The 23620-nt window shown below is 63.2% G+C and carries 24 protein-coding genes; 11 read left to right on the top strand and 13 right to left on the bottom strand.

What is annotated here, in order from left to right; genetic code table 11:
- Positions 1 to 25: 25 nt before the first annotated feature.
- Both G7077_RS05730 and G7077_RS05725 read right to left on the bottom strand, forming a co-directional pair.
- The gene (locus G7077_RS05730) at positions 26 to 3181 is read right to left on the bottom strand and encodes an efflux RND transporter permease subunit (protein ID WP_166410871.1); all 3156 of its coding nucleotides are present in this window, start codon (positions 3179 to 3181) and stop codon (positions 26 to 28) included.
- 32 nt (positions 3182 to 3213) lie between these two features.
- The gene (locus G7077_RS05725) at positions 3214 to 4407 is read right to left on the bottom strand and encodes an efflux RND transporter periplasmic adaptor subunit (protein WP_166412349.1); all 1194 of its coding nucleotides are present in this window, start codon (positions 4405 to 4407) and stop codon (positions 3214 to 3216) included.
- Between the two features lie 204 nt (positions 4408 to 4611).
- On the opposite strand from G7077_RS05725, the gene G7077_RS05720 reads away from it, so the two are divergent.
- Both G7077_RS05720 and G7077_RS05715 read left to right on the top strand, forming a co-directional pair.
- Entirely contained in the window at positions 4612 to 4872 is a 261-nt protein-coding gene (locus G7077_RS05720; protein WP_166410870.1) for a GlsB/YeaQ/YmgE family stress response membrane protein, read from the top strand.
- A gap of 68 nt (positions 4873 to 4940) precedes the next feature.
- The gene (locus tag G7077_RS05715) at positions 4941 to 5660 is read left to right on the top strand and encodes an SIMPL domain-containing protein (RefSeq protein ID WP_166410869.1); all 720 of its coding nucleotides are present in this window, start codon (positions 4941 to 4943) and stop codon (positions 5658 to 5660) included.
- 57 nt (positions 5661 to 5717) lie between these two features.
- Here G7077_RS05715 and G7077_RS05710 read toward each other — a convergent pair whose 3' ends face one another.
- The 3 genes from G7077_RS05710 to G7077_RS05700 all read right to left on the bottom strand — a co-directional run bounded on the left by G7077_RS05710 (position 5718) and on the right by G7077_RS05700 (position 6756).
- The gene (locus G7077_RS05710) at positions 5718 to 5969 is read right to left on the bottom strand and encodes a GlsB/YeaQ/YmgE family stress response membrane protein (RefSeq protein WP_166410868.1); all 252 of its coding nucleotides are present in this window, start codon (positions 5967 to 5969) and stop codon (positions 5718 to 5720) included.
- 169 nt (positions 5970 to 6138) lie between these two features.
- The gene (gene sciP / locus G7077_RS05705; RefSeq protein WP_166410867.1) at positions 6139 to 6438 is read right to left on the bottom strand and encodes a CtrA inhibitor SciP; all 300 of its coding nucleotides are present in this window, start codon (positions 6436 to 6438) and stop codon (positions 6139 to 6141) included.
- 102 nt (positions 6439 to 6540) lie between these two features.
- A complete protein-coding gene (locus G7077_RS05700; protein ID WP_166410866.1) occupies positions 6541 to 6756 on the bottom strand; it encodes a hypothetical protein in 216 nt (71 codons plus the stop codon).
- A gap of 76 nt (positions 6757 to 6832) precedes the next feature.
- Between G7077_RS05700 and mnmA the strand changes: the two genes are divergently transcribed.
- Together mnmA and G7077_RS05690 are read left to right on the top strand one after the other, a co-directional pair.
- Positions 6833 to 7942 (top strand): tRNA 2-thiouridine(34) synthase MnmA, encoded by a 1110-nt coding sequence (gene mnmA / locus G7077_RS05695; RefSeq protein ID WP_166410865.1) that lies wholly within the window; start codon positions 6833 to 6835, stop codon positions 7940 to 7942.
- Positions 7942 to 8406, top strand: coding sequence for an NUDIX hydrolase (locus G7077_RS05690; protein ID WP_166410864.1), 465 nt, complete (start codon positions 7942 to 7944; stop codon positions 8404 to 8406). Before mnmA ends, G7077_RS05690 begins: the two co-directional genes overlap by 1 nt.
- On the opposite strand, the gene G7077_RS05685 is transcribed toward G7077_RS05690, so the two are convergent.
- From G7077_RS05685 to pdxH, 3 genes are read right to left on the bottom strand one after another with little or no spacing between them, the layout of a single operon-like run.
- Positions 8403 to 9185, bottom strand: a complete 783-nt coding sequence (locus tag G7077_RS05685) for a PhzF family phenazine biosynthesis protein (RefSeq protein ID WP_166410863.1) — start codon at positions 9183 to 9185, stop codon at positions 8403 to 8405. The two genes, G7077_RS05690 and G7077_RS05685, sit on opposite strands and share 4 nt — an antisense overlap.
- A complete protein-coding gene (locus tag G7077_RS05680) occupies positions 9182 to 10114 on the bottom strand; it encodes a cation diffusion facilitator family transporter (protein ID WP_166410862.1) in 933 nt (310 codons plus the stop codon). Before G7077_RS05680 ends, G7077_RS05685 begins: the two co-directional genes overlap by 4 nt.
- Entirely contained in the window at positions 10111 to 10689 is a 579-nt protein-coding gene (pdxH, locus tag G7077_RS05675; protein WP_246167503.1) for a pyridoxamine 5'-phosphate oxidase, read from the bottom strand. Before pdxH ends, G7077_RS05680 begins: the two co-directional genes overlap by 4 nt.
- A gap of 79 nt (positions 10690 to 10768) precedes the next feature.
- Here pdxH and G7077_RS05670 point away from each other — a divergent pair, with 79 nt between their 5' ends.
- The 3 genes from G7077_RS05670 to fabI are packed head-to-tail and all read left to right on the top strand — an operon-like array spanning position 10769 to position 13581.
- A complete protein-coding gene (locus tag G7077_RS05670; RefSeq protein WP_166410861.1) occupies positions 10769 to 11734 on the top strand; it encodes a DnaJ C-terminal domain-containing protein in 966 nt (321 codons plus the stop codon).
- A 12-nt stretch (positions 11735 to 11746) separates the two neighbouring features.
- On the top strand, positions 11747 to 12781 hold the full coding sequence (locus tag G7077_RS05665) for a YihY/virulence factor BrkB family protein (RefSeq protein WP_166410860.1): 1035 nt from the start codon (positions 11747 to 11749) through the stop codon (positions 12779 to 12781).
- A complete protein-coding gene (fabI, locus tag G7077_RS05660) occupies positions 12778 to 13581 on the top strand; it encodes an enoyl-ACP reductase FabI (RefSeq protein ID WP_166410859.1) in 804 nt (267 codons plus the stop codon). The genes G7077_RS05665 and fabI overlap by 4 nt, the downstream gene beginning before the upstream one ends.
- 12 nt (positions 13582 to 13593) lie before the next feature.
- On the opposite strand, the gene G7077_RS05655 is transcribed toward fabI, so the two are convergent.
- The 4 genes from G7077_RS05655 to G7077_RS05640 all read right to left on the bottom strand — a co-directional run bounded on the left by G7077_RS05655 (position 13594) and on the right by G7077_RS05640 (position 18584).
- The gene (locus tag G7077_RS05655) at positions 13594 to 14883 is read right to left on the bottom strand and encodes an adenylosuccinate synthase (RefSeq protein ID WP_166410858.1); all 1290 of its coding nucleotides are present in this window, start codon (positions 14881 to 14883) and stop codon (positions 13594 to 13596) included.
- A gap of 33 nt (positions 14884 to 14916) precedes the next feature.
- A complete protein-coding gene (locus G7077_RS05650) occupies positions 14917 to 15771 on the bottom strand; it encodes an amidohydrolase family protein (protein ID WP_206367704.1) in 855 nt (284 codons plus the stop codon).
- Complete coding sequence (gene serA / locus G7077_RS05645; protein WP_166410857.1) at positions 15771 to 17354, bottom strand: phosphoglycerate dehydrogenase; 1584 nt, start codon at positions 17352 to 17354, stop codon at positions 15771 to 15773. Before serA ends, G7077_RS05650 begins: the two co-directional genes overlap by 1 nt.
- Before the next feature lie 105 nt (positions 17355 to 17459).
- Positions 17460 to 18584 carry a phosphoserine transaminase gene (locus G7077_RS05640; RefSeq protein ID WP_166410856.1) on the bottom strand — a complete coding sequence of 375 codons (1125 nt, stop codon included), beginning with the start codon at positions 18582 to 18584 and terminating at the stop codon, positions 17460 to 17462.
- 361 nt (positions 18585 to 18945) lie between these two features.
- On the opposite strand from G7077_RS05640, the gene G7077_RS05635 reads away from it, so the two are divergent.
- Genes G7077_RS05635 through xth form a run of 3 tightly spaced genes read left to right on the top strand, consistent with a single transcriptional unit; the run spans position 18946 to position 21085 of the window.
- Positions 18946 to 19896 carry a M23 family metallopeptidase gene (locus tag G7077_RS05635; RefSeq protein ID WP_166410855.1) on the top strand — a complete coding sequence of 317 codons (951 nt, stop codon included), beginning with the start codon at positions 18946 to 18948 and terminating at the stop codon, positions 19894 to 19896.
- A 39-nt stretch (positions 19897 to 19935) separates the two neighbouring features.
- Positions 19936 to 20268, top strand: a complete 333-nt coding sequence (gene erpA / locus G7077_RS05630) for an iron-sulfur cluster insertion protein ErpA (protein WP_166410854.1) — start codon at positions 19936 to 19938, stop codon at positions 20266 to 20268.
- A gap of 43 nt (positions 20269 to 20311) precedes the next feature.
- Positions 20312 to 21085 carry an exodeoxyribonuclease III gene (gene xth / locus G7077_RS05625; RefSeq protein ID WP_166410853.1) on the top strand — a complete coding sequence of 258 codons (774 nt, stop codon included), beginning with the start codon at positions 20312 to 20314 and terminating at the stop codon, positions 21083 to 21085.
- Here the strand turns inward: xth and G7077_RS05620 are convergent.
- Positions 21077 to 22219: an N-acetyltransferase gene (locus G7077_RS05620; RefSeq protein ID WP_166410852.1), complete on the bottom strand. Its 1143-nt coding sequence runs from the start codon at positions 22217 to 22219 to the stop codon at positions 21077 to 21079. The two genes, xth and G7077_RS05620, sit on opposite strands and share 9 nt — an antisense overlap.
- A gap of 126 nt (positions 22220 to 22345) precedes the next feature.
- Between G7077_RS05620 and G7077_RS05615 the strand changes: the two genes are divergently transcribed.
- A complete protein-coding gene (locus G7077_RS05615) occupies positions 22346 to 23617 on the top strand; it encodes a L,D-transpeptidase family protein (protein WP_166410851.1) in 1272 nt (423 codons plus the stop codon).
- Positions 23618 to 23620: the final 3 nt, after the last annotated feature.

The raw sequence follows: 23620 nt of genomic DNA, 5'->3' as shown, positions 1-23620 counted from the left end.
CCTAACGCCTCAATCCGCGAAAAAGTCACTCCGCCGGAACGGGACCCTTCATCGGCGCATGCTCCTCGCCATTGTCGATGAAGCGCCGGCCCTTTGCCGCGATCCAGCTTTCGATGTCGATGGCGATGGAGAAGAAGGCCGGCACGAGCAATAGGGTCAGAGCGGTGGAGAAAATTAGCCCGCCGATCACCGTCATGCCCATCGGGGCACGCCAGCTGCCGTCACCGGTCAATGACACGGCAATCGGAACCATGCCGGCGACCATCGCGACGGTGGTCATGACGATGGGCTGAGCCCGCTTGTGACCAGCCTCAACGATGGATTCAACCTTCGACATGCCGTGATCCATCATTTCCACCGCGAAATCGATCAGCAGGATCGAATTCTTGGCGACGATCCCGAACAGCATCAGAATGCCGATGAAGACGGGCAACGACACCGCTTGCCCGGCGATGTGCAGCGCCACGCCCGCCCCTAACGGTGCAAGCAAAAGCGAGCCCATGTTAACGAGCGGCGACAGGAAACGGCGGTAGAGCAGCACCAGCACTGCGAACACCAGCAGCACGCCCGATCCAAGCGCGATGAAGAAGTAGAAGATCAGCTCCGCCTGCCACTTCGAATCGCCCAAATTCAGTTTCTGAACGCCCTCGGGAAGCTTCTTCACCGTCGGCAGTTCGTTAATCAACTTCCACGCGTCGCCCGACACCATCCCCGGCGCCAGGTCGGCACCAACGGCGATGCGGCGGATTTGATTGGTGCGCTGGACGGTTGTCGGTCCCGAGCCGAAACCGATTTCCGCAACCGACTTCAGCGGCACCGACTGCCCGCTGGTGGTGGGAACCGGAAGGTTCTCGAGGATGCTGAGATCCCGCCGTGCATTCTCGGAGATCGAGACGGTGATCGGAACTTGTCGGTCGGCGAGCGAGAACTTGGCGCTGTTCTGCGCAAGGTCGCCCAGCGTCGCGATGCGGATCGTCTGCGACAGCGCCGTCGTCGTCACGCCTAGATCGGCAGCAAGGTCGAACCGTGGCTTGACGATGATCTCAGGTCGAACGAGGTCGCCCATGGCACGCGGCGCGCGCAGCTTGGGGATCGTCGCCATCTCCTCGGCGATCTTGTTGGCGGTCTGCTCAAGAACCACCGGATTGTCGCTTCCGAGGTAAAGGACGATGTCACGGCCGCCGCCGCCAGGTCCGCCGCCATTCTGGCTCTGGAAGTTCACACGCGCGTCTTCAATGGCAGACAACTTGGGCGCGAGATTGCGTTCGAAGTCGGTCGAGGTGACCTTACGATCGGCCTTCAACCCGACGTTGATGAAGGCGCTGCCGACGGAAACCCGTTCGAACACGCGCTCGACAGAGGGATCCTTCAACAGGATCGACGAGGCACGGTCCGCTACAGCCTCCGACTGCTTTAGCGTTGTTCCCGGCGGCAAACTGATGCGGACGATGGAGAAGTCGACGTTGACCTGCGGCTGGAACGCCATCGGCAGCGTAGCGAAGAGGCCGATCTGGATGAGGAACGCCAAGAAGCCGACACCAACCATCCAGAACCGGTGATCGCGGAACAGCGAGAGGGCTGCATGGCCGAACCCAGGGTGCCGCTGACGGTAAGCCTCGGCGCGATCCGTTCGAAGGCTCCACTTCAGAATGCCGAGATATTTGTCCATCGCCGGCCCGGACGCGTGCTCCTGCGTACCATGCGACTTTAGGAAGTAAGCAGCAATGAGCGGAGTGATCATGCGTGCGACCAGCAAGCTCATCAGCACGGCGATGACGACCGTGTAGCCAAAGCTCTTGAAGAACTGGCCAGAAATGCCGGGCATCAGCGCGACGGGCAGGAACACCGCAACGATTGACATGGTCGTCGCCAGCACCGCCAGTCCGATCTCGTCCGCCGCGTCGATGGACGCCTGATAGGCCGTCTTGCCCATTCGCATGTGCCTGACGATGTTCTCGATCTCGACGATGGCGTCGTCGACCAGCACGCCCGCAACGAGGCTTAGCGCGAGCAGAGAAAGGCTGTTCAGGTTGATGCCCATCAGGCTCATGAACCAGAATGCCGGAATCGCCGACAGCGGGATCGCAAGCGCCGAGATAAGGGTCGCCCGCATGTCGCGAAGGAACAGGAAGACCACGATAACGGCAAGCACGGCGCCTTCGATCAGGCCATGCATTGCGGATTTATACTGGTCCTTCGTGTACTGAACCTGGTTGATGATCTCGCGGAATTTGATCCGGGGATCTTCTTGCTCAACCTTTCTGAGCTCCTTCCACGCCTCGTCATAGGTCGTGACCTCGGACGAGCCCTTGGAACGCTGGACGTTGAAGCTGACGACCTGACGGCCATTCATCTTCGCAATGCTGCGCTGCTCTGAATAGGCGTCTTTGACTTCGCCGAGATCGGCCAGGCGAACCGTGCGGCCACCGGCGACGGTGATCTGCGTCTGTGAAAGGTCGTAGGCGGTTTGCGCATTGCCGATCACGCGAACTGACTGCTCCGAACCGGCCACTTCCGCGCGCCCGCCTGTGGCGTTGAGGTTCACTTGGCGAAGCTGCTGATTGACCTGAGCAGCCGTGATGCCTTGCGTCTGAAGTGCTGCGGGATCGAGGATCACGCGGATCTGCCGGTCCACGCCGCCTTCCCTCGCAACGGCCGCAACGCCCTGAACGCCGAGCAGCCGCCGGCTGACCTTGTTGTCGATATACCAGCTGAGCTGTTCAAGGCTCATGTCGGTGGTTTCGGCGGCAACGAACAGGATCGGGTCACCGGAAATGTCGATGCGTTGGATCTGCGGTTCGAGGATTCCGTCGGGAAGGTCGCTGCGGATTTGCGCGATAGCGTCCCGGATGTCGTTCACGGCGCGATCCGTGTCGGTGCCAATCACGAATTGAACGAAGGTGTTGCTGTAGCCCTCGTTGACCGAACTATTGATCTCTTCGACGCCGTTGACGGAGCGAATGGCCGCTTCCACCTTTTGCGTGATCTGGTTTTCCATCTCCGTCGGTGCCGCGCCCGGCTGTGAAATGCCGACGCTCGCCGCAGGAAAGTCGATGTCCGGGTTGTTGTTCACCTGCATCGTGTTGAAGGACAGCAAGCCCGCCAGCAGCAGGCCGATGAAGAACACGATCGGTGGAACCGGGTTGCGAATGCACCAGGCTGAGATATTCCGGAAATTCATATCATTCTGCCTCTATCCAAGGCGTCCAAAAACTAGCGTGCAGCCTGACGGCGCGGCGAAACCTTCTGCCCCGGATTGAGGAACGGTCCGGCGGACAACACAATCGCCTCCTGGCCCGAGATCCCGTCCGCAATCGTGACGCCATTCTCGTCGACGTTGCCGATCTTGACGTTGCGCCGTTCGACCTCGTTCTTGCCGTTGACGATGTAGACGTAATTGCCCTTGTCGTCGGCCAGCACCGCGCTTTGCGGCAGGACTGGAGCGGTGGAGCCACCGGCACCAATCTTCGCTTCGGCAAAGCCGCCCGGGCGAAGCGCCGGATCGTACGGGACAGCGATGCGCACCTCACCCTGCCGGCTTTGCGGATCGATCACTGGCGCGACCTGCCAGACAGAGCCGCTGAAGCTTCGGCCAAGGCCGATCGGCGTGACGCTTGCGGCCATGCCGGTGCGAACGAAGGCCAGGTCTTGCTGCGACAACTGTGCGCGCATTTCCATTTCGCCGCCAAGTGCAAGCCGGAACAGGGCACCGCTGCCGGGGCTGACGATCTGACCGACCTCGACCGAGCGAGCGAGAATGAGGCCCGCCGTCGGCGCAACGACGTTGAGCTGACCGATCTGAGCGCGCGTGGCGCCAAGTTGCGCCTGCGCGACGCGCACCTGCGCGTTTGCGGCGTCGCGAGTCGCGCGCTTGGAATCGATTTCGGCCTTGGAGACGAAGCCGCGGCCCTGAAGCGACACGGCGCGCTCGTAATTGGCTTGCGCAAGCACGGCGTTGGCGCGGGCAGATTCGACCTGCGCTGCAAGTTGCGCCGCCTGTTGAGCCTGAACGGACCGATCCACCGTCGCGAGCACCTGACCCTGACGAACCCAGGTGCCAGCGTCGACCAGCACACGGGTAACGCGGCCACCCTGTCCAGCGATTCCGATCGGCTGGTCGCGGCGTGCGGCAAGAGCGCCGCTGGCGGTCACGGTGCGTGCAACCTGGCTGCGGCCCGGAACGATAACGCTGACGGTCGGGATTTGGCCGCCTCCAGGCCCGCCCTTGCCGGCGGCCGCGGGACCCCCTGCACCGTCTGCGTCCTTGCCCTTGCCCATGGTGAAGGCAAGAAGCGCGGCGATAAGGATGGCGGCTGCAGCAACGGCGATGATGATGACCCGCTTGCGGCGCGACCCGTCGGTGACGATCACCGTTTCCGAACTGCGAATTGCCGATTCTCTATTCATCATCCCTGACCCTGGCCCCAACCCTCTGCTCACGCTTAGGGCAGCTGTATTACCCTAATAAGTCACTACTCGCAACAGAGGCTTTGCAAAGAATGTTCGCCATCCTTTTTCGACCAACGGCGGCACCTGAATTGCAAAGGCGCGTTGCAGTGGTCAGGCGATCGTTTCGCCACTGGATTGGTTTGCAACGAAGGGGAAGCGCAAATGTTGGAAGATCATGGCTGGCTCGCCTGGATCATCATCGGCGGCGTGGCTGGCGCGATCGCCAAGTTCATCATGCCGGGAAAGGATCCGGGCGGCTGCATCATCACGGTGATCTTGGGCATCGCCGGCGCGTTGCTGATGGGCTTTCTGGGCACGGCGCTTGGATTCGATGGTGACGGTGCCGGTTTTGTCCTGGCCATTGTTGGCGCCCTGATCATCTTGTTCATCTATCGCCTGGTCGCTCGCCGACGCAGGATCTGAACCAAGCGTTCATTGCGAGGCCATCCAACCGGTGGCTGAATGCTCCCGGTAATAGCGGGAGTTTGATTATGCGATCGTTTCTGATTGCCGGGTTCTTGCTGGCGGGCGTTGCAACGGCAATGCCCGCCGGCGCCCAGCAGCTTGTTGTTCAGCCAATGGCCGGAACGCGGCTCGACCTCAGCGTCACCGGTGAAGTCACGCGCGTTCCGGACGTGGCCATCATTTCTGCGGGTGTGGTCACGCGCGCGGCAACCGCATCGGCGGCAATCAACCAGAATGCGGCCAGGATGGATCGGGTGCTGGCCGCCTTGAAGCGTGCCGGGATTGCCGAACGCGACGTTCAGACCAGCAGCATCAACCTCAATCCGGAGTATCGCTACCAGGACGGTCAGTCGCCGCGGCTGACCGGCTATAGCGCGTCGAACCAGGTGTCCGTCCGATTTCGTGACATCGCGAATAGCGGCAAGATCCTTGATGCGCTGGTTGCCGAAGGCGCCAACCAGATCAACGGACCGACCTTGACGATCGACAAGCCCGAGGCGGCAAGGGACGAAGCACGTGTGGCGGCGCTTGCCGCCGGCCGCGCCCGCGCCGAACTTTACGCCCGATCGCTTGGCAAACGGGTGGGCCGGCTCATCTCCGTTAGTGAAGGTCAGGCACCCGGCTTCCAGCCGATGGAAATAGTCGTGACCGGCATGCGTGCCCAAGCAGCGTCGGCGGACAGCAAGATCGTGCCCGGCGAGCAGCAAGTGCAGGTGGTGCTCTCCATGAGTTTCGAACTGCAATAGGCAAAGAAAAGGCCGTCCGGTTTCCCGGACGGCCTTCCATGTCTTGGGTCGCGATCCTTAGCGAACGCTGCCGCGGCGGACCAGATTGACGATCGCCAGCAGGATGATGGCGCCGATCAGCGAGTAGACGAAGCTCATCACCGTGATGCCGTCGTTGATGTTGGCACCGAACAGCAGGCCGGCAATGACTGCGCCAATGATGCCGACGACGATGTTCAGGATAATTCCTTGCTGCCCGTCGGTGCGCATGATGATGCTGGCAAGCCAACCGCAAATACCGCCGACAACGAGCCAAATGATGATACCCATTTGCGTTCCCTCCTGTTGTGCCCGCCGCATGCGACGAGCCGTTCCGGCATCAAGACGCGTGATGCCGGTCAGTTGTTCCGGAAACGAAAGGGGGAGTCGAGCGAATTGCGTGATGCAAGTGCGAAGAAGTGGCGGATTTCCGAACCTTGGTACGCTACTATAATGAGCTTCAGTAGCGCTGTTGCCGCTCGTAAACGTCGCGATAATGCTTGATGCGCGTCACACGCAGGCCCGGCATTCCGCTACGGTCGACCGCACGCTGCCAACTCGTGAATTCCTCGATCGACAGAGTGTAACGCTTGCACGCCTCGTCGACGGTCAGAAGCCCGCCGGCGACGGCCGCCACGACCTCAGCCTTGCGGCGCACAACCCAACGCGTCGTCTCGGGTGGCGGCAGCGACTCGAGAGTCAGCGGCTCTCCGAGCGGTCCAATCACCTGTGCGGGCCGAATCTTCTGATTCTCGAGCATTCCTGTCTTACCTGCTTTCCTTCAACGATGTCGTTTCGCTTACGTCATTGCCGTTGAAGATATTCTGAAACGTGGTGGTTAACGTGGGCCTCAAACTTGATGTTACGTCCCTGAACTCTGTTTCACTCTCGGATCGGGGGCAAAGGCGCCGCCGAGCAGTTGCAGCGCCTGCTGCCACCCTTCGCTCCGCGTGAGGTAGCAGACGATCGCATCCTGCCGCTCTCGGTCGCTCAGTTCCCGGAACTCGCCTTCGGCAGCGCTGCCGAATGCCCAGTTCACTTCGCGCTCGGCGATGAAGTTGCTCTCGTGTCGCGCCAACGTTGCAAACCCTTGCTTGTCCGACTTGCCGTCTCACTAGCGGTGAGGAGTGAACTTCGGGTAAAGAGACCCTCCAATGTCCATCAGTTTCGATCTCCCGCACGGCGCCGCCGGCGCACGGATCGTCGTCGCCATGTCCGGCGGTGTCGATAGTTCGGTCGTGGCCGCGCTGGCTGCGCGCACCGGGGCGGAGGTCATCGGCGTCACCTTGCAGCTCTACGATCACGCAGAAGCAGTGCAGCGGACCGGCGCCTGCTGCGCTGGGCAGGACATCTACGATGCGAAGACCGTCGCCGACCGCCTCGGCATCGCCCACTATGTGCTCGATTACGAAAGCCGTTTCCGGGAGGGCGTGATCGATCGTTTCGCCGATGAATATGCGCAAGGGCGGACACCGGTGCCCTGCGCCGCGTGCAATCAGAGCGTGAAATTCGTCGACCTGATTTCCTTCGCCCGGGAGCTTGGCGCCGACTGCCTTGCAACCGGCCATTACGTCCGGCGCATACAAGGTCCAGGTGGGCCGGAGCTTCACAAGGGCGCCGATGCCGCGCGCGACCAAAGCTATTTCCTTTATGGCACTACCAGGGAGCAGCTCGAGTTCCTGCGTTTCCCGCTCGGCAATCTTCCGAAAAGCGAGGTACGCCGGCTTGCCGAAGAGGCTGGGCTGGAAGTTGCAACCAAGCCCGACAGTCAGGACATCTGCTTCGTTCCGGACGGAAACTATGCCGACCTCGTCAAGAAGATGCGGCCCCAGACGGCCGCTCCGGGCGACATCGTCCATATCAATGGCCGGGTACTCGGGCGGCACGAAGGCGTGGTTCACTTCACGATCGGCCAACGGCGCGGCATCGAGATCGGGGGGCAGCCCGAGCCCTTGTTCGTCGTCAGGATCGAGCCGGAAAGTCGTCGACTGATCGTGGGCCCTCGAACCGCGCTTGCGGTATCGGAGATGCGCATCGGTCAGATGAACTGGCTGGCTGAAGGGCAGCGTACCGCAACCGTTAAGGTGCGCTCGCTGGCACCGCCGGTTCCTGCCTTGATCGGTGAAGGTGGCCAGGTGCGCTTCGAGCAGGCGGAATATGGTGTTGCGCCGGGCCAGGCCGCTGTTTTCTACGACGGCTCGCGTGTGCTCGGCGGCGGCGTCATCGCAGAGACGGCACCGGCGGTTCAACCGCTCGCCGCCTGATGCCAGCGCCGGTCAGCGCCGGGATTCTCCTGTTCCGCAATGCGTCGGGCCGGGTCGAGGTGCTGCTGGTGCGCCCCGGCGGTCCGTTTTGGATCAAGCGGGGTACTGGCGCCTGGATGATCCCGAAAGGCATGATCGAACACGGGGAAGCGCCCGCCGAAGCGGCCCTCCGCGAGTTCGAGGAAGAAACCGGAACACGTCTGGACGCCATTCCTTTCCACCTCTGCAGAGTTCGGCAGTCGGGCGGCAAGATCGTGGAAGCCTTTGCGGTCGAAGGCGATCTCGACGCTTCTGCGGTGACCAGCAACATGTTCGAACTGGAACATCCGCGCGGAAGCGGGCGCATGCAGCAGTTTCGCGAAGTCGAAGAAGCCCGCTGGTTCAGCCTCGAGGAAGCCCGGCGCGAAATGCTGCCGAGCCAAGTCCCCATCCTGGACGCATTGGAAGCCAGGTTGGCGTCCTAAAGCTGGAAGGTGCCGACGATCGTCGTTGCGCAGCGTCCGCCGAGGATAACGCGGTCCTCCTCCAGACGGCAATCGAGAATGCCGCCGCGCTTGCTGGCCTGGAGGGCGGTGAACCGGCTTCGGCCGAGGCGCTCCGCCCAGAACGGGGTCAAAGCCGCATGGGCCGAGCCGGTCACCGGATCCTCGTCGATGCCGTGATAGGCGGCGAAAACCCGGCTGGCGACATCCTGTTCGTCGCCGTGCGCAGTGACAATCACCAGTCGGTCGAATGCGCAAAGGGCGGCGAAATCCGGCGATACCGCCCGGACGGCCTCTTCATTCTCGAGCAGCATGATGGCGGCGCCGTTGCCGCTGCGACCGAGGAAGGTTTCTCCGGAGACGCCCAAGGCATCGGCCAGGCCGGGCAGATCCTGCCGCTCCACCGCGTGAGCCGGCAGATCGAGTTCGAGAAGGTCGCCGTTGCGGCTGACCGTCAGCACGCCCGACTTAGTGGCGAAGCGCACCCGATCGCCCTTCAGCAGCACATGCCCTGACGCCAGCGACGCGTGGCCACACAGGTCGACCTCTACCGTGGGGGTGAACCAACGGAGGTCGTAATCGACGCCCGCATCCTCGCTCGGTACGGTGAACGCCGTCTCGCTGAGGTTGTTCTCGGCCGCGATCGCTTGCAGCACGGTATCGTCCAGCCAGCGCTCCAGGGGCATCACGGCGGCCGGATTGCCTGTCAGTGGCCGGTGGGTGACGAACGCATCGACCTGGAAGAAGGGAATGTTGGTCACGAGGCGCTCTCCGTGATCGATGAAGGAAGGATGGTCTCGCGATCGGTATGCCCTTCCGGATCGAGATGGATCAGGAATTCGGTTCCGGGAAAACGGCGCTGGAGATCATGTTCGACGCGGTCCATCCGGTCGTGCGCTTCCTGCACCGTCCAGTCGGCCGGAACCCACACATGAAATTGCGCGAAGTGATGAACGCCGCTGGATCGGGTTCGAAGGTCGTGCAGCCCGGCGAGTTCAGGATAATCTTGCGCCGCCTTCAAGAAGAGTTCGCGCTGTTCGGCCGGCCATTCCTTGTCCATCAGCTGATCGACCGCATCCAGGGATGCGCGCCAAGCCCCGAACAGCAGCCACAACGCGATCAGGATACCGAATGCCGCATCCGCGCCGCGGACGTTCAACGCCTGGTCGAGCAGAAGGGCGACGATAACCGACACGTTGAGAAGCAGGTCCGATTGATAGTGAACATTGTCCGTGCGGATCGCGACGGAGCCGGTTCGGGCAATCACATGCCGTTGGTAGGCGATCAGGCCTGCGGTGCAGACCAGTGCAAGCAGCGACACGCCGATGCCGATCTCCAATTCAGCCGTTTCGCTGCCCCGCGTCAGCCGCTCGATCGCGCGCCAAGCGATGCCGATGGCGGAGACCGCGATCAGCACCACCTGCGCAAGGCCGACCAGCGCTTCCGCCTTGCCGTGCCCGAAGCGGTGGTCGTGATCGGCGGGCAAGGCCGCGATGCGGATGCCTGCAAAGGTCACCATGCTGGCGATGAGGTCGAGCGCGGTGTCGGCAAGCGAGCCAAGCATCGCGGTCGATCCGGTGGCCGCCGCCGCCCACCCCTTGGCAATCAGCAGGATCAGCGCCACCGTGACACTGGCAAGCGCCGCCCGCGACGACAGCTTGGCGCGATCGTCGCCGCGGACCTCCGTCATGGGTAGAGGCGGCCCTCTTCCCAGCCGTCCTCGGTGCGCGTGAACAATAGCCGATCATGAAGCCGAAAGGCGCCATCCGACCAGAATTCGATTGCGTCCGGGATCAGGCGAAAGCCCGCCCAGTGAGGCGGCCTCGGCACATCCTGGCCATTGAACCGGGCCCGCATGTCCGCCACCCGCTGCTCCAAGGCGGCACGGCTCTCCAGCGGCCGCGACTGGTCGGAGGCCCAGGCCCCGATGCGGGAGTCGCGACTCCGCGAGGCGAAATAATCCTCCGCATCCTCGTCGCTCGCGACCACAACCTGACCTTCGGCCCGCACCTGACGGCGAAGGCTTTTCCAGTGGATGACGAGCGCGCCATTGGGATTGGCGAGCAGCTCGCCGGCCTTGCGGCTTTCCATGTTGGTGAAGAAGCCGAAACCCTCCGGCCCGTAGCGGCGCATCAGCACCATCCGGACCGACGGGTGCCCCTGCCTGTCCGCGCTGGCAAAGGCCATGGCATCGGGATCGTTCGGCTCGCTTGCGCGTGCCTCGTCCATCCACTCGGCGAAGAGGGCAAAAGGATCGCTGGTCACGCCCTGCGCCTTAGGCTTGGCGGCGGGCAGGGAGCAACCCATCTGGTCAGCGAGGGAAGCTTCCGGCATGGGAGGAGCCATGGACCTTTATCAACGGCTGGGGATCGCGCGCGGCGCAAGCGAAGCGGAGATCAAGAAGGCCTATCGCAGCCTTGCCAAGCAGCTTCACCCCGACCGCAACAAGGATAATCCGAACGCCGCCAAACGATTTTCGGAAGTGACGCAAGCGTACGATCTGCTGTCCGACAAGGACAAGCGCGCCCGCTACGACCGCGGCGAGATCGATGAGGAAGGCAACCCCAAGATGCCGTTCGGCGGCGGCTTCGGCGGCGACGGTTACGGCGGCGCCCGCCCCGGCGCAGGGGCAAACGGCGGCTTCGAAGGGTTCCCGGGCGGCTTCGAAACAGGGGGCGCGGCGGATCTCGGCGACCTTTTCGAGGGCCTGTTCGGCGCTGGCAACGCTCGTCAGCAGCGCGGCGGCGCCGGCGGGTTCGGCAACTTCCGCCAGCGCACCCGTGCCCCGCAAAAGGGCGAGGATATCGCCTACCGGTTGACGGTGCCCTTCGAAGACGCCGCAACGCTAAAGCCGCAGCGCATCACGCTTGCCGATGGCAAGACCATCGACCTCAAGCTCCCGAAGGGCCTCGAGGAAGGAAGCAGGATCCGTCTCGCCGGCAAGGGACAGCAGGGCCCGGGTGGGCCGGGCGACGGGATCGTTGCCATCAGCATTGCGCCGCATCCATTCTTCACCCGCGACGGCACCAACATTCGCCTCGACCTGCCGGTCACGCTTGCGGAGGCGGTACTCGGCGGCAAGGTCAAGGTCCCGACGCCAGACGGCCCGGTGATGCTGACCGTCCCCAAGGGCTCGACATCGGGCAAGGTGCTTCGGATCAAGGAGCGCGGTTTTATCGACAAGAGCGGCAAGCGCGGTGACCAGCTCGTGACCTTGCGCATCGACGTGCCCGCCGGCGACGCCAAGCTTGAGGAATTCGCGGCGGGCTGGGCGGGCGGGGGCAACCCGAGGGCGTCGCTTGGGGTTTAAGCGCCCGCGTCGATGATGGATCAATCGCCCCAGTCGCCGGAAGCCCGGCGGAAACGGCTCGCCGCCATGCGCGCCGCGTTCGGCCGTGAAGTTGCCGAGCGGTTGAAGCCGGGCTCAGCGCCAGTCGAGGTCGCGAAGCGGGTCGCCATCGGAGTCTACAACGACGGCTTCATCCACGCCGGCAATCTCGCCTTTCTGGCCTTGCTGTCACTTTTCCCGTTTTTCATCGTCGCCGCGGCAGTGGCCAGCTTGTTCGGTGCCGGCCCGGAAACCGCCCAGGCGATCGGCTCCGTGCTCGGTCAATTGCCACCGGACGTCGCGGATACATTGCGCTCCCCGGTCAACGAGGTGCTGACCGCCCGTACCGGGCCGTTGCTGTGGTTCGGCGCGCTGGTCGGGCTGTGGACGGCGGCCAGTTTCGTGGAAACGATCCGCGATATCCTGCGACGCGCCTACGGCGTCAAATATAATGCGCCGTTCTGGAACTACCGGCTCGGCTCCATCGCCTTCATCCTGGTGGCAGTGATCCTGCTGTTCACCGCGCTGACCGCCACTGTGATCCTGAAGTCCGTGCAGGCGGCGGTGGAAGCCTGGTTTCCACTTGCAGAGAATATTGGCGATCTCGCCTCTTTGTTTCGGATTATCCCCGGCCTCGCCTTATTCGGCACGATCTATGCCTTGTTTCTAAGTCTCACGCCGCGGCGGTACCGCAAGTGGGGATGTCGCAAGTGGCCCGGCGCGTTGCTGGTCACCTTGTGGTGGATGGCAACTGTTGAATTGCTTCCGTCGGCCCTCAGCCTCTTCGGTGGCTACAACCTTACTTACGGCAGCCTTGCCGGTGTCACGGTCGTGCTCCTTTTCTTCTTCGTCATTGGCCTTGGCGTGGTGATGGGCGCGGAGTTGAACGCGGCGCTGGCGGAAAGCGGACCGAAGGCGCTAAAGGGCGAGATCTATAGCGGTCCGTACAAGGACGAACTCGAAGTGGAGGAGCCTCAACCCGGCGAGGATGTGGCTCCGCAGATGGAAACAGGGGGACCTCAGCTTTGACCGGAATCATGGCTGGCAAGCGCGGGCTGATCATGGGCCTTGCGAACGACCGATCGCTGGCTTGGGGCATTGCCAAGCAGCTTCGCGACCAAGGCGCCGAACTCGCCTTCTCCTATCAGGGCGAAGCGCTGGAGAAGCGGGTGCGTCCGCTCGCAGAGCAGCTCGGCTCCGACATTCTGGTCGATTGCGACGTTAGCAACATGGAGGCGCTGGACCGCACCTTCGAGGCGCTGAAGCAACGCTGGGACCGGCTCGACTTCGTCGTCCATGCGATCGGCTTTTCCGACAAGAACGAGCTTCGCGGCGGCTATGTCGACACAAGTCTCGAAAACTTCCTGATGACCATGAACATCTCGGTCTACAGCTTCGTCGCGGTGGCGCAGCGCGCGCGGGCGATGATGACGGACGGCGGCTCGCTGCTGACGCTCACTTACTACGGTGCCGAGAAAGTCATCCCGCACTACAATGTGATGGGTGTCGCCAAGGCGGCGCTCGAGACGTCGGTCAAATATCTCGCCGCCGACCTCGGCCGGGAGAACATCCGCGTCAACGCCATCAGCGCTGGCCCGATCAAGACCCTCGCCGCAAGCGGCATCGGCGACTTCCGCTACATCATGAAGTGGAACGAATATAACGCTCCGCTCCGCCGGAATGTGACGATCGAGGATGTCGGCGGCGCCGGTCTGTACCTGTGCAGCGATCTGGCCAGCGGTGTTACTGGCGAAATCCATCATGTCGATGCGGGCTACAACGTCGTCGGCATGAAGGCCGAAGACGCGCCCGACATCGCAACGGTCTAAACTCCCTGGGGCCTAGCCCGCGAACGGATCGCGCACCAGGATCGTGTCCTCCCTCTCCGGTGAGGTGCTGACCAGTGCCACCGGGCAGCGGATGAGTTCTTCCACGCGACGGATGTATTTAATCGCCTGCGCCGGAAGGTCGGCCCAGCTGCGCGCGCCTTGGGTGCTTTCGCTCCAGCCGTCCATTTCCTCGTAGATCGGCGTCACCCGCGCCTGATCGGACGCATGCGGCGGGAGATAGTCGAGCGTCTTGCCGTCGATCTCATAGCCGGTGCAGATCTTCACCCGGTCGAAGCCGTCGAGCACGTCCAGCTTGGTGAGCGCCGCGCCGGTGATCCCCGATACGGCTGCCGATTGCCGCACCAGCACGGCATCGAACCAGCCGCAGCGGCGCTGGCGTCCTGTAACGGTGCCAAATTCGCGTCCGCGCTCGCCAAGGCGTTGCCCGACCTCGTCCTGAAGCTCGGTCGGGAAAGGGCCCGAGCCGACGCGGGTGGTATACGCCTTGACGATGCCGAGCACGAAGCCCGCACCCGAGGGGCCGATACCGCTGCCGGGCCCAGTGCTTCCCGCCACCGTGTTGGATGAGGTGACGAACGGGTAGGTGCCGTGATCGACGTCCAGCAATACGCCCTGAGCGCCTTCAAACAGGATGCGCTTGCCGCCGCGTAGCGCGACGTCGAGGTCGCGCCACACCGGCTTGGCGTAGGGAAGGACGAATTCCGCAATCTCGGCCAGCTCCGAGCGCAGTGCTTCGCGGTCCACCGGCTTTTCATTGAACCCGGCCCGGAGCGCGTCATGATGCGCGCACAAGCGGTCGAGCAATGGGTCGAGCTGGTCGAGGTGCGCCAGGTCGCACAAGCGAATGGCACGGCGCCCCACCTTGTCCTCGTAAGCGGGTCCGATGCCGCGGCGTGTGGTGCCGATCTTGCCCGCGCCGCTTGCGTCTTCGCGCAGTCCGTCCAAATCGCGGTGAATGGGAAGGATCAGCGGGCAAGTCTCGGCAATCCGCAGCACGTCGGGCGTGATCGTCAATCCCTGCTCGGCAATGCGTTCGACTTCCGCCTTGAACGCCCATGGGTCGAGCACCACGCCATTGCCGATGACCGACGGCGTGCCGCGCACAATCCCGCTTGGCAGCAGCGACAATTTGTAGACCTTCTCGCCGACGACGAGCGTGTGTCCGGCGTTGTGCCCGCCCTGGAAACGCACCACCATGTCGGCGCGGCTCGCCAGCCAATCGACGATCTTGCCCTTGCCCTCGTCGCCCCACTGCGCGCCGATGACGGTCACATTGCCCAAGTCACTTTCCCCTGCTGACGCCGCGCGGCGCCGTTATAGGCCAAACAGCCGCTTGGCGTTGCCGTAGCGGATCTTCGCCAACTCTTCATCCGTCAGGCCCAGGCGGTTGAGCGCATCCAGCGAGTCCTTGACGCTTAGCTGCGGATAGTCGGATCCGAACAGCACATAATCGATGCCCACGTTGCGAAGCGTCCAGACGAACTCCGCCTCCAATGGCGAGTCGGCCATTAGCGGCGCTGTCGACGCGTCGAAATAGATGTTGTTACCAACCAAATTTTCGGCCGTCCGTGCGAGCTTCAGAATGTTCCAGAAGCGGAAATCGAGCCCGCCGATATGGGCGAAGATGAAGTTGGTCTTGGGCGTCTCAAGCGCGATGTTGAGAAGTTTCTGATTGTCGCCAGGAACGATGCTGGCGTTGTCCATCAGAACAACCATGCCAAGATCGCCGGCCTTGCGGACCAGCGCCAGCACACGAGGGTCTGCCGCATCGAAGCGTTGGGTGTGCGAATGGATCTTCAACACTTTGGCGCCGCGCTTGCGAACCCGCTCAAGCTCCCGCAGCGCCGCCTCGCCATCATAAGGATGGACAGTGACGATCGGGATCAGCCCCGGCTTGGAAGCGGCAAGGGCGATTATCCCGTCATTGCCCTTGCGCGTGCTGGCCATGTCCCCCGGAGGAACGTGGTTCGGACCGCCGAACCACATCAGGCCTGCGCCAGTAACCCCGGTGCCGGCGATGGAAGCCTCATACGCACGGAGCGATTCTGCACCTTTGTGCAGATGCACGTGCATGTCGAAGACGGGATCGGCTGCCAGCGCCGGCGAGGTCAGCAGCATCGCGGTGATGGCTGCTGAAAGCCTTCCGAGCAAGCGGCGCACTACGAGCATCAGAACTTCAGCGGCCGGACCAGCTTGACGCCGGGCAGCTTGCTTGCCTGATCGATGACGCCTGCGGGAACGGGGCTGTCCACCGACAACAGCAGCACCGCTTCCCCGCCGGCATCGCGGCGACCGAGGTTGAAGGTGCCGATGTTGATGCCGTTCTCGCCAAGCAAGGTGCCGATGCGGCCGATGAAGCCCGGCGCGTCCTCGTTGACGATGTACATCATGTGGCCTGCAAGCTCGGCCTCGACCTTGATCCCGAACAGTTCGACAAGCCGCGGCTCCGCATTGCTGAACAGCGTTCCAGCGACTGACCGCTCGCCTGCGGAGGTCTTCACCGAGACTCGAAGCAGCGTGTGGTAATCGCCCTCCTTTTCGGTCCGCACCTCACGAACTTCGATGCCACGCTCCTTCGCCAGGAAGGGTGCGTTGACCATGTTCACGGTGTCGGACTGCTCGCGCAAGAAGCCGGCGAGGACCGCTGCCACCATCGGCTTGGTGTTGAGCTCGCTTGCGGCGCCTTCGGCATGGATGGAGATGCGCGGGATCGTACCGGTGGTCAGCTGTCCGACCAGGCTGCCGAGCTTTTCGGCAAGCGCCATATAAGGCTTAAGCCTCGGCGCCTCCTCGGCCGACAGCGACGGTACGTTCAGCGCATTGGTGATGCCGCCCAGGAGCAGGAAGTCCGAGAGCTGCTCGGCCACCTGAATCGCGACGTTGACCTGCGCTTCGCTGGTGGACGCGCCGAGGTGCGGGGTCGAGATGAAGTTGGGCGTTCCGAACAACGGCGAGTCCTTGGCGGGCTCGGTCTCGAACACGTCCAGCGCGGCGCCGGCGATATGGCCGCTGTCCAGCCCGTCTTTCAGCGCCGCTTCGTCGATCAGACCGCCGCGCGCGCAGTTGACGATCCGCACACCCTTCTTGGTCTTGGCGAGGTTCTCGCGGCTGAGGATGTTGCGGGTTTGATCGGTCAGCGGTGTGTGCAGGGTGATGAAGTCGGCACGGCGCAGCAGCTCGTCCAGCTCCACCTTTTCGATACCCAGTTCCACAGCCCGCTCCGGCGTGAGGAAGGGATCAAATGCGACCACCTTCATCCGGAGGCCCAGGGCACGGCTGGCAACGATCGAGCCGATGTTGCCGGCACCGATCAGGCCCAGCGTCTTGCCGGTGACCTCGACACCCATGAAGCGGTTCTTCTCCCACTTGCCAGCCTGAGTCGACGCATCGGCTTCGGGCAGCTGGCGGGCCAGCGCGAACATCAAGGCGATGGCATGTTCCGCCGTGGTGATCGAATTGCCAAACGGGGTGTTCATCACCACCACGCCCTTGGCCGAGGCGGCGGGGATATCGACATTGTCGACTCCGATCCCGGCCCGGCCGACGACCTTCAGGTTCGTCGCAGCCTCAAGGATCTGCTTGGTGACCTTGGTCGACGAACGAATGGCTAGCCCGTCATACTCGCCGATGATGGCTTTCAATTCCTCCGGCGTCTTGCCGGTGATCTCGTCGACGTGGACACCGCGGTCGCGAAAGATTTGCGCCGCCTTCGGGTCCATCTTGTCGCTGATCAGCACTTTGGGTTGGGTCATGGTCAATTCCTTGATCGTCATGCTGAACTTGTCTCAGCATTCATCGGGCCGCTTCGCCCGACGGTGAAAAATGGCCCCTGAAACAAGTTCAGAGTGACGGCTCGATTAGGAAGCGGAGGTCTGCGCGTAGGCCCAGTCGAGCCACGGCCCGAGCGCCTCGATGTCCGCAGTGTCCACGGTCGCGCCGCACCAGATTCGAAGGCCCGCCGGCGCATCGCGGTATCCAGCGATGTCGAACGCGGCACCTTGCTTTTCGAGCAGGGCTGCAAAGCTTTTGATGAACGCTTCGTCCGCACCCTTAACGGTTAGGCAGACGCTGGTTTTCGAGCGGGACGCGGGATCCTCCGCAAGGTGTCCTAGCCATTCGCGTTCTTCGACAATCTTGTCGAGTGCGGCGGCATTGGCATCCGACCTTGCGATCAGCCCCTGCAGGCCACCAAGGGACTTCGCCCACTCCAACGCCACAATCGCATCCTCGACCGCCAGCATCGACGGTGTGTTGATGGTCTCGCCCTTGAACACACCTTCAGCGAGCGCACCCTTGGACACGAGCCGGAACACCTTCGGTAGCGGCCAGGCTGGCGTGTAGGTCTGCAACCGTTCGACGGCCCGGGGGCCGAGGATCAGAACGCCATGGCCACCCTCGCCGCCCAGCACTTTCTGCCAAGAGAAGGTGGCGACGTCGATCTTGTCCCACGGAATGTCGTAGGCGAACACGCCGCTGGTCGCATCGGCGAAGCTGAGGCCCTCGCGGTTGTCGGGGATCCAGTCGCCATTCGGTACCCGCACGCCCGACGTGGTACCGTTCCAGGTGAACAGGACGTCGTTCGACCAGTCGACCTGGCTGAGATCGGGAAGCTGGCCGTAGTCGGCGCGGATCACCGTCGGATCCAGCTTAAGCTGCTTGACCGCATCGGTAACCCAACCTTCACCGAAGCTTTCCCAAGCGAGCGTCGTCACCGGCCGCGCACCAAGCATGGTCCACATTGCCATCTCGAACGCGCCAGTGTCGGAGCCTGGGACGATACCGATGCGGTGGGTGTCGGGCAGCTGGAGCATCTCGCGCATCAGGTCGATGCAGTACTGCAGACGCGCCTTGCCGAGCTTCGACCTGTGAGAGCGGCCAAGCACGTCGACGTTGAGTTTGTCAGCGGACCAGCCCGGCGGCTTGGCGCAGGGTCCAGAGGAAAAATGCGGACGCGCGGGAAGCGCGGCAGGTCGTTCAGTCATGTTAGTCTCTCCTTGCAGAGAGCACGCGCCGCGTTGGGACGGCGTGGCCCGCCGCCGCCTTTAGTGGCCACGGGTCAGATGGCAAGCCGCAAGATTGATTCGGGCCGAAACGACCATCAGGTTCCTTGCTCTTGTGCCATTTCGGCTCAACTCACCGCATGAGCTAAGCGGCTCATCCCGCGAACCGGCTTAGTAGGTTGAATTCGTTAACCAACGCGGGTCAGTTCTGGGCATCGCCGGCAATCGGGGTGGGCAACCACTGTTCGGCGAAGGGGCTGGGGAGCTCCTGATTTGAAAACTCTGGGCGTCTTCGCAACCGCGTCGGCGTGTTCAGGGCTGAAAAGTTGGAGCGACCGACCGCATGAGTTCGATCCTGATGCCGAATGCACTGTTTCGCGATCGCGACCTATTCGTGCACGACGGCTCCAAGCTCCGCCGCTTTCGGCTTTCTGCCCCCGTCCAGATGTTCTTCTTCCTCTGCATGCTCGGAATGAGCGCCTGGTCGATCTTCGCCGTCGTTCGCTTCTCGCAACCGGCGGAAGTTGCGGTTCAGGCCGGCGTTGATGCGGGTGTTTCGAAGGAAGTCGCGCGTATTGCTGCCGCGACCGAAGCGCGTGTGCGTGAAATCGAAGAGCGTCAGGCAGTTCTCGCGGCCATGATCGCTGACGGCAAGGCCGATGCGGAGACGCTGGCCCAGCTCGGCTTCGAACCGTCGACCGGTAAGGGCGGCGTCGGCGGCCCGTTCGATTCCAAGACTCAGGCCGACCCGACCTTCAAGGCGCTGTTCACAAGCTGGAAGAAGCTGGACACGCTGTCGAGCAGCGTCATCTCCGTACCATCCGACAAGCCGGTGAAGACCGCTTCGTTCGAATCCGCTTACGGAATGCGCAGCGATCCGTTCGAAGGCCGTGCCAAGATGCACGCCGGGATCGACCTTGCCGCTCCGCTTGGCACGCCCATTTATGCGACGGCCGACGGTGTGGTCACCGACGCCGGTTACAATAATGGCGGCTATGGCAATCTCATCAAGCTTAGCCACGGCCGCGGGATCGAGACCCGCTACGGCCACCTGTCGGCGATCGGCGTCCACGCCGGTCAGCGCATAACCCGCGGACAATTGATCGGTCGCATGGGTTCCACCGGCCGCTCCACCGGTAGCCACCTTCACTATGAAGTCCGCATCGACGGCCGCGCGGTCAATCCGATCCCCTTCATGAAGTCCAACGACTACCTCGTCGCCATGCGCAAGAAGGTCGGCAGCCATTCGATGGACCAGGTTGCCCTCGGCGGTCCGGCAAGCGCTCAACGCTAATGGTTGCCGCCGCGGCGGCGCCTCCCTATCTCACTCCTTGTGAGTGACGCCCAAATCATCCTGACACCCAGCGCCGCAAAGCGCGTTGCAGCGATTGCGTCGCGGCAATCCAAGCCCGCGATCCTTCGGTTGGCGGTGGATGGCGGGGGATGCGCCGGCTTCAGCTACAAGTTCGAACTTGCCGAGGTTGCCGCCGACGACGATGCGATCGCCGAAACGGAAGGTGTGAAGCTGGTGGTCGATCCCGTTAGCCTCGACCTGGTGCGCGGCTCGGCCGTGGACTTCGTTGAGGATCTCGGCGGCGCGGCGTTCAAGGTGACCAACCCCAATGCGGCGTCCGGCTGCGGCTGCGGGTCAAGCTTCAGCATCTGACCGCCCCTCGACTTCGCTCGGGACGAACGGATAAGGCAGCGGCATGAAGCTCGCGACCTTCAACCTCAACGGCATTCGTGCCCGCCTGCCTCGCCTGCTTGAATGGCTCGAGCGCGAAAAGCCGGAAATCGCCTGTTTGCAGGAATTAAAGTGCGCCGATGAGTCACTGCCCATCACGGACATCGAGGCGGCGGGCTACGGCGCCGTCTGGCATGGGCAAAAGGGATTCAACGGCGTCGCCATCCTGACGCGCGGCGACACGCCGAAGCTTCGTCGCACCGGCCTGCCCGGCGATCCCGACGACAGCCACAGTCGGTACATCGAGGCGGAGGCGTTCGGGTTGGTCGTCGCTTCCCTATACCTTCCCAACGGCAACCCGGTCGGGACGGAGAAGTTCGACTATAAGCTTCGATGGATGGACCGGATGCGCGAGCACGCGGAGGAGCTGCTGACGGAGGAGAGCCCGACCGTCCTGGCCGGCGACTGGAACGTCGTTCCGGAAGACCGCGACGTCTTCTCGTCCAAAGCGACACAGCACGATGCTTTGCTCCAGCCCGAAACCCGTGCGGCGTACCGGCGCATCCTTCACCAGGGCTGGACCGACGCCTTGCGCGCGCTGCACCCGAACGAAGATAAGCTCTACACCTTTTGGGATTATACCGCCGGCTGTTGGCAACGCGATGCGGGCTTCCGGATCGACCATCTGCTCTGCTCGCCCCAGGCGATGGACCGGGTGCGTGCCGCCGGCGTCGATAAGTGGGCGCGCGGCGAGGAGAAAGCCTCCGACCACGCGCCGACTTACATAATGCTAAACTAAACTCTTCTCGTAGATCCGGTAGCGGTGGTTGACCCTGGCGCTGGGCAGCTGCGCGATCGACAGCATTCCCTTGTTATCCTCCAGGATCCAGCCGAACTCGCCAGTTTCGATCCCGAACTTATCAACGCAGGCACGGCGCGAATATTCGATCAGCATGAAGGCAATCTGGCTTGCCAGCCGGGTTTGGTGAAGCTTCTTCGCCACCCCCATTAGCGGCACGCGCGCCCGGCGCGTCCGGGGATTGCGAAGCCGCCACAGCAGTTTCGCCCAGCCGAACGGTAACAGCTTGCCGTCAAGATCGGCGATCAGCTCGTTGATGTCGGGTAGCGTGATCATGAACGCCACCGGTTCGCCATCATATTCGGCGATGCGAACCAGATCATTGTAGATGATCGGCTTCAGTTTCTTGCCGGCGTAGGCGATTTCGGCATCGGTCAGGGGAACATAGCCCCAATTGTCCGACCAGGCGTCGTTCAGCAGGTGAAGAATGATCGCCGCTTCCTCGTCGAACCTCGACTTGTCGACGGTGCGGATCTTCAGACGGCTGTTGCGCTCGCCCATAGCGATCAGCCGGTCGATCATTGGATCGTTCCAGCTCTTGATCCCCACCTCGTAGGTTAAAAGGTCCTTGGCCTTGGCGTAGCCCGCGGCCTCGATCCAGGTCTGATATTGTTCGCGATGGTGGCCCATCATCACCGTCGGCGGCTCGTCGAACCCCTCGATCTCCAATCCCGGCTCGTCCCAGATCGATAAGCTGATCGGTCCAAGCGCGCTGGTCATGCCTTGCTCGCGCAGCCAGTCCTCCGCAGTCCCGATCAGTTCCGATGCGACCCTGGGCCCCAAGCATTCGAACATGCCCCACTGGCCGATGCCCTGACCCATGTGGGTTTGCACCAGATCGTCGACCTGCGCGCTGATCCGGCCCGCGACCTGCCCATTGCGTGTCGCAAGCCACAGCTGCGCTTTGGCATGGCCGAACCAGGGATTCTTCTTGGGGTCGATGAGGCCGTGTACCTCATCCTTCAGCGGCGGTACCCAGGCGGGGTCGTCGCGGTACACCTCCCAGGCGAAGTCGACGAAGGCGCGGCGATCCGCCTTGGTGGTTACCGGGCGGATGACGATGTCGCTGCTCATGGCGGGATGGCGTAGCGGGGAGCAGCCCCGAGCGCCAGATGCGCGTTCAGCGACGCGCAACCCGCGCGGCGCCAGGGAGTTTCCTTCCCGACGACCACCGGAGTGCGCCGTGCGGCGCGGAGATTCATGCGCAAAAACCATTATCTGCTGATCGCCCTTGCGGCGTCCGTTCTCGCAACGCCGTCGATGGCTCAGCGCCGGGGTGACGAGCCGATCGCGGTTCCCCGCACCATCAAGCAGGGCGTCGACTTCGTTTACGTCGACCCGCAGATGAGCAATGTCGCCAAGCGCCGGCAGCGGCCGCAAAACTGGCTGCAGCGGGTGTTCCGCGCCGACTTCGGCCGATCGCGCACCCAGCCCAACCCCTTGTTTCTTCAGCTCGCGCAGGGGCTTCAGCAATATCAGGCGCGGTGGGGCAACCTGCCGCAGACCAAGGTTCCCGTCGGTGCACCGCTGAAGCGGGGCATGACCGGCCCCCGGGTGAAGGCGCTTCGAACGCGGCTGGGTCTCTCCCCGCAGGGCGGTTACGACGATGCCTTGTTCCAGGCAGTCGCGACCTATCAGACGGTGCACGGCCTCGGGAATGCCGATGGCGTGGCGGGCCGCGCCACGATCGCGTCGCTCAACCGCGGCTACTCGCACTATGCGAAGCGGCTCGCCATCAATGTCGAGCGGGCCTGGCGCCTTCCCGCCACCCGCGCCTTCGACCGCTACGTCGTGGTCGATAGCGGCGCCGCCGAAGCTTACCTCTACGATCGTGACCGGGTGGTCGACGGCATGAAGGTCGTGGTCGGTTCGCCCAAGACCAAGACGCCGATGATGGCCGTCATCATGCGCAACGCGAAGGCGAACCCTTACTGGAACGTCCCGCCGGAACTGATCCGCAGCCTGACGGCCAAGAAGGTCAAGGAGCAGGGGGTCTCCTATTTCAAGAACTTCCACTACGAAGTGCTGTCCGACTGGGGGCCGAACGCCAAGCTGGTCGATCCCAAGACGATCAACTGGAAGCAGATCGCCGCCGGCAAGCCGACCGACATCCGGGTTCGTCAGCTGCCCGGACCGTGGAACAGCATGGGCGCGATGAAATTCGAGATGCCCAACGATTTCGGCATCTACCTCCACGATACGCCGCACAAGGAACTCTTTGCCAAGAACGACCGGTGGCTCAGCAACGGCTGTGTCCGGCTGGAGGACTGGCGCCGCTTCGCCGGCTGGGTGTTCGGCGGGGTGCCGAACGGCGGTCAGCTGGAACATGAGTTCGCGCTGCCCAAGCCGGTCCCGGTCTATATGACCTATCTGACGGTTGAGCCGAGCCCCGGCAACGGCGTCGTGTTCCGGCCCGACCCCTACGCCTTTGACACGCTGGCCATGCCGCAGATGTTCGGCACGGCGGCCTAAAGG

Origin of the sequence: Sphingomonas piscis (assembly GCF_011300455.1) — a bacterium.
Classification (GTDB): Bacteria; Pseudomonadota; Alphaproteobacteria; order Sphingomonadales; family Sphingomonadaceae; genus Sphingomicrobium; species Sphingomicrobium piscis.
This window is presented reverse-complemented; position numbering and strand designations above follow the sequence as displayed.

Excerpts from the sequence above, each read along its gene's own strand:
- G7077_RS05730 (WP_166410871.1), bottom strand. The coding sequence starts at position 3,181 with ATGAATTTCCGGAATATCTCAGCCTGGTGCATTCGCAACCCGGTTCCA.
- G7077_RS05725 (WP_166412349.1), bottom strand. The coding sequence starts at position 4,407 with ATGAATAGAGAATCGGCAATTCGCAGTTCGGAAACGGTGATCGTCACC.
- G7077_RS05720 (WP_166410870.1), top strand. The coding sequence starts at position 4,612 with ATGTTGGAAGATCATGGCTGGCTCGCCTGGATCATCATCGGCGGCGTG.
- G7077_RS05715 (WP_166410869.1), top strand. The coding sequence starts at position 4,941 with ATGCGATCGTTTCTGATTGCCGGGTTCTTGCTGGCGGGCGTTGCAACG.
- G7077_RS05710 (WP_166410868.1), bottom strand. The coding sequence starts at position 5,969 with ATGGGTATCATCATTTGGCTCGTTGTCGGCGGTATTTGCGGTTGGCTT.
- sciP (WP_166410867.1), bottom strand. The coding sequence starts at position 6,438 with ATGCTCGAGAATCAGAAGATTCGGCCCGCACAGGTGATTGGACCGCTC.
- mnmA (WP_166410865.1), top strand. The coding sequence starts at position 6,833 with ATGTCCATCAGTTTCGATCTCCCGCACGGCGCCGCCGGCGCACGGATC.
- G7077_RS05690 (WP_166410864.1), top strand. The coding sequence starts at position 7,942 with ATGCCAGCGCCGGTCAGCGCCGGGATTCTCCTGTTCCGCAATGCGTCG.
- G7077_RS05680 (WP_166410862.1), bottom strand. The coding sequence starts at position 10,114 with ATGACGGAGGTCCGCGGCGACGATCGCGCCAAGCTGTCGTCGCGGGCG.
- G7077_RS05670 (WP_166410861.1), top strand. The coding sequence starts at position 10,769 with ATGGACCTTTATCAACGGCTGGGGATCGCGCGCGGCGCAAGCGAAGCG.
- G7077_RS05665 (WP_166410860.1), top strand. The coding sequence starts at position 11,747 with ATGATGGATCAATCGCCCCAGTCGCCGGAAGCCCGGCGGAAACGGCTC.
- G7077_RS05650 (WP_206367704.1), bottom strand. The coding sequence starts at position 15,771 with ATGCTCGTAGTGCGCCGCTTGCTCGGAAGGCTTTCAGCAGCCATCACC.
- serA (WP_166410857.1), bottom strand. The coding sequence starts at position 17,354 with ATGACCCAACCCAAAGTGCTGATCAGCGACAAGATGGACCCGAAGGCG.
- G7077_RS05640 (WP_166410856.1), bottom strand. The coding sequence starts at position 18,584 with ATGACTGAACGACCTGCCGCGCTTCCCGCGCGTCCGCATTTTTCCTCT.
- G7077_RS05635 (WP_166410855.1), top strand. The coding sequence starts at position 18,946 with ATGAGTTCGATCCTGATGCCGAATGCACTGTTTCGCGATCGCGACCTA.
- xth (WP_166410853.1), top strand. The coding sequence starts at position 20,312 with ATGAAGCTCGCGACCTTCAACCTCAACGGCATTCGTGCCCGCCTGCCT.
- G7077_RS05620 (WP_166410852.1), bottom strand. The coding sequence starts at position 22,219 with ATGAGCAGCGACATCGTCATCCGCCCGGTAACCACCAAGGCGGATCGC.
- G7077_RS05615 (WP_166410851.1), top strand. The coding sequence starts at position 22,346 with ATGCGCAAAAACCATTATCTGCTGATCGCCCTTGCGGCGTCCGTTCTC.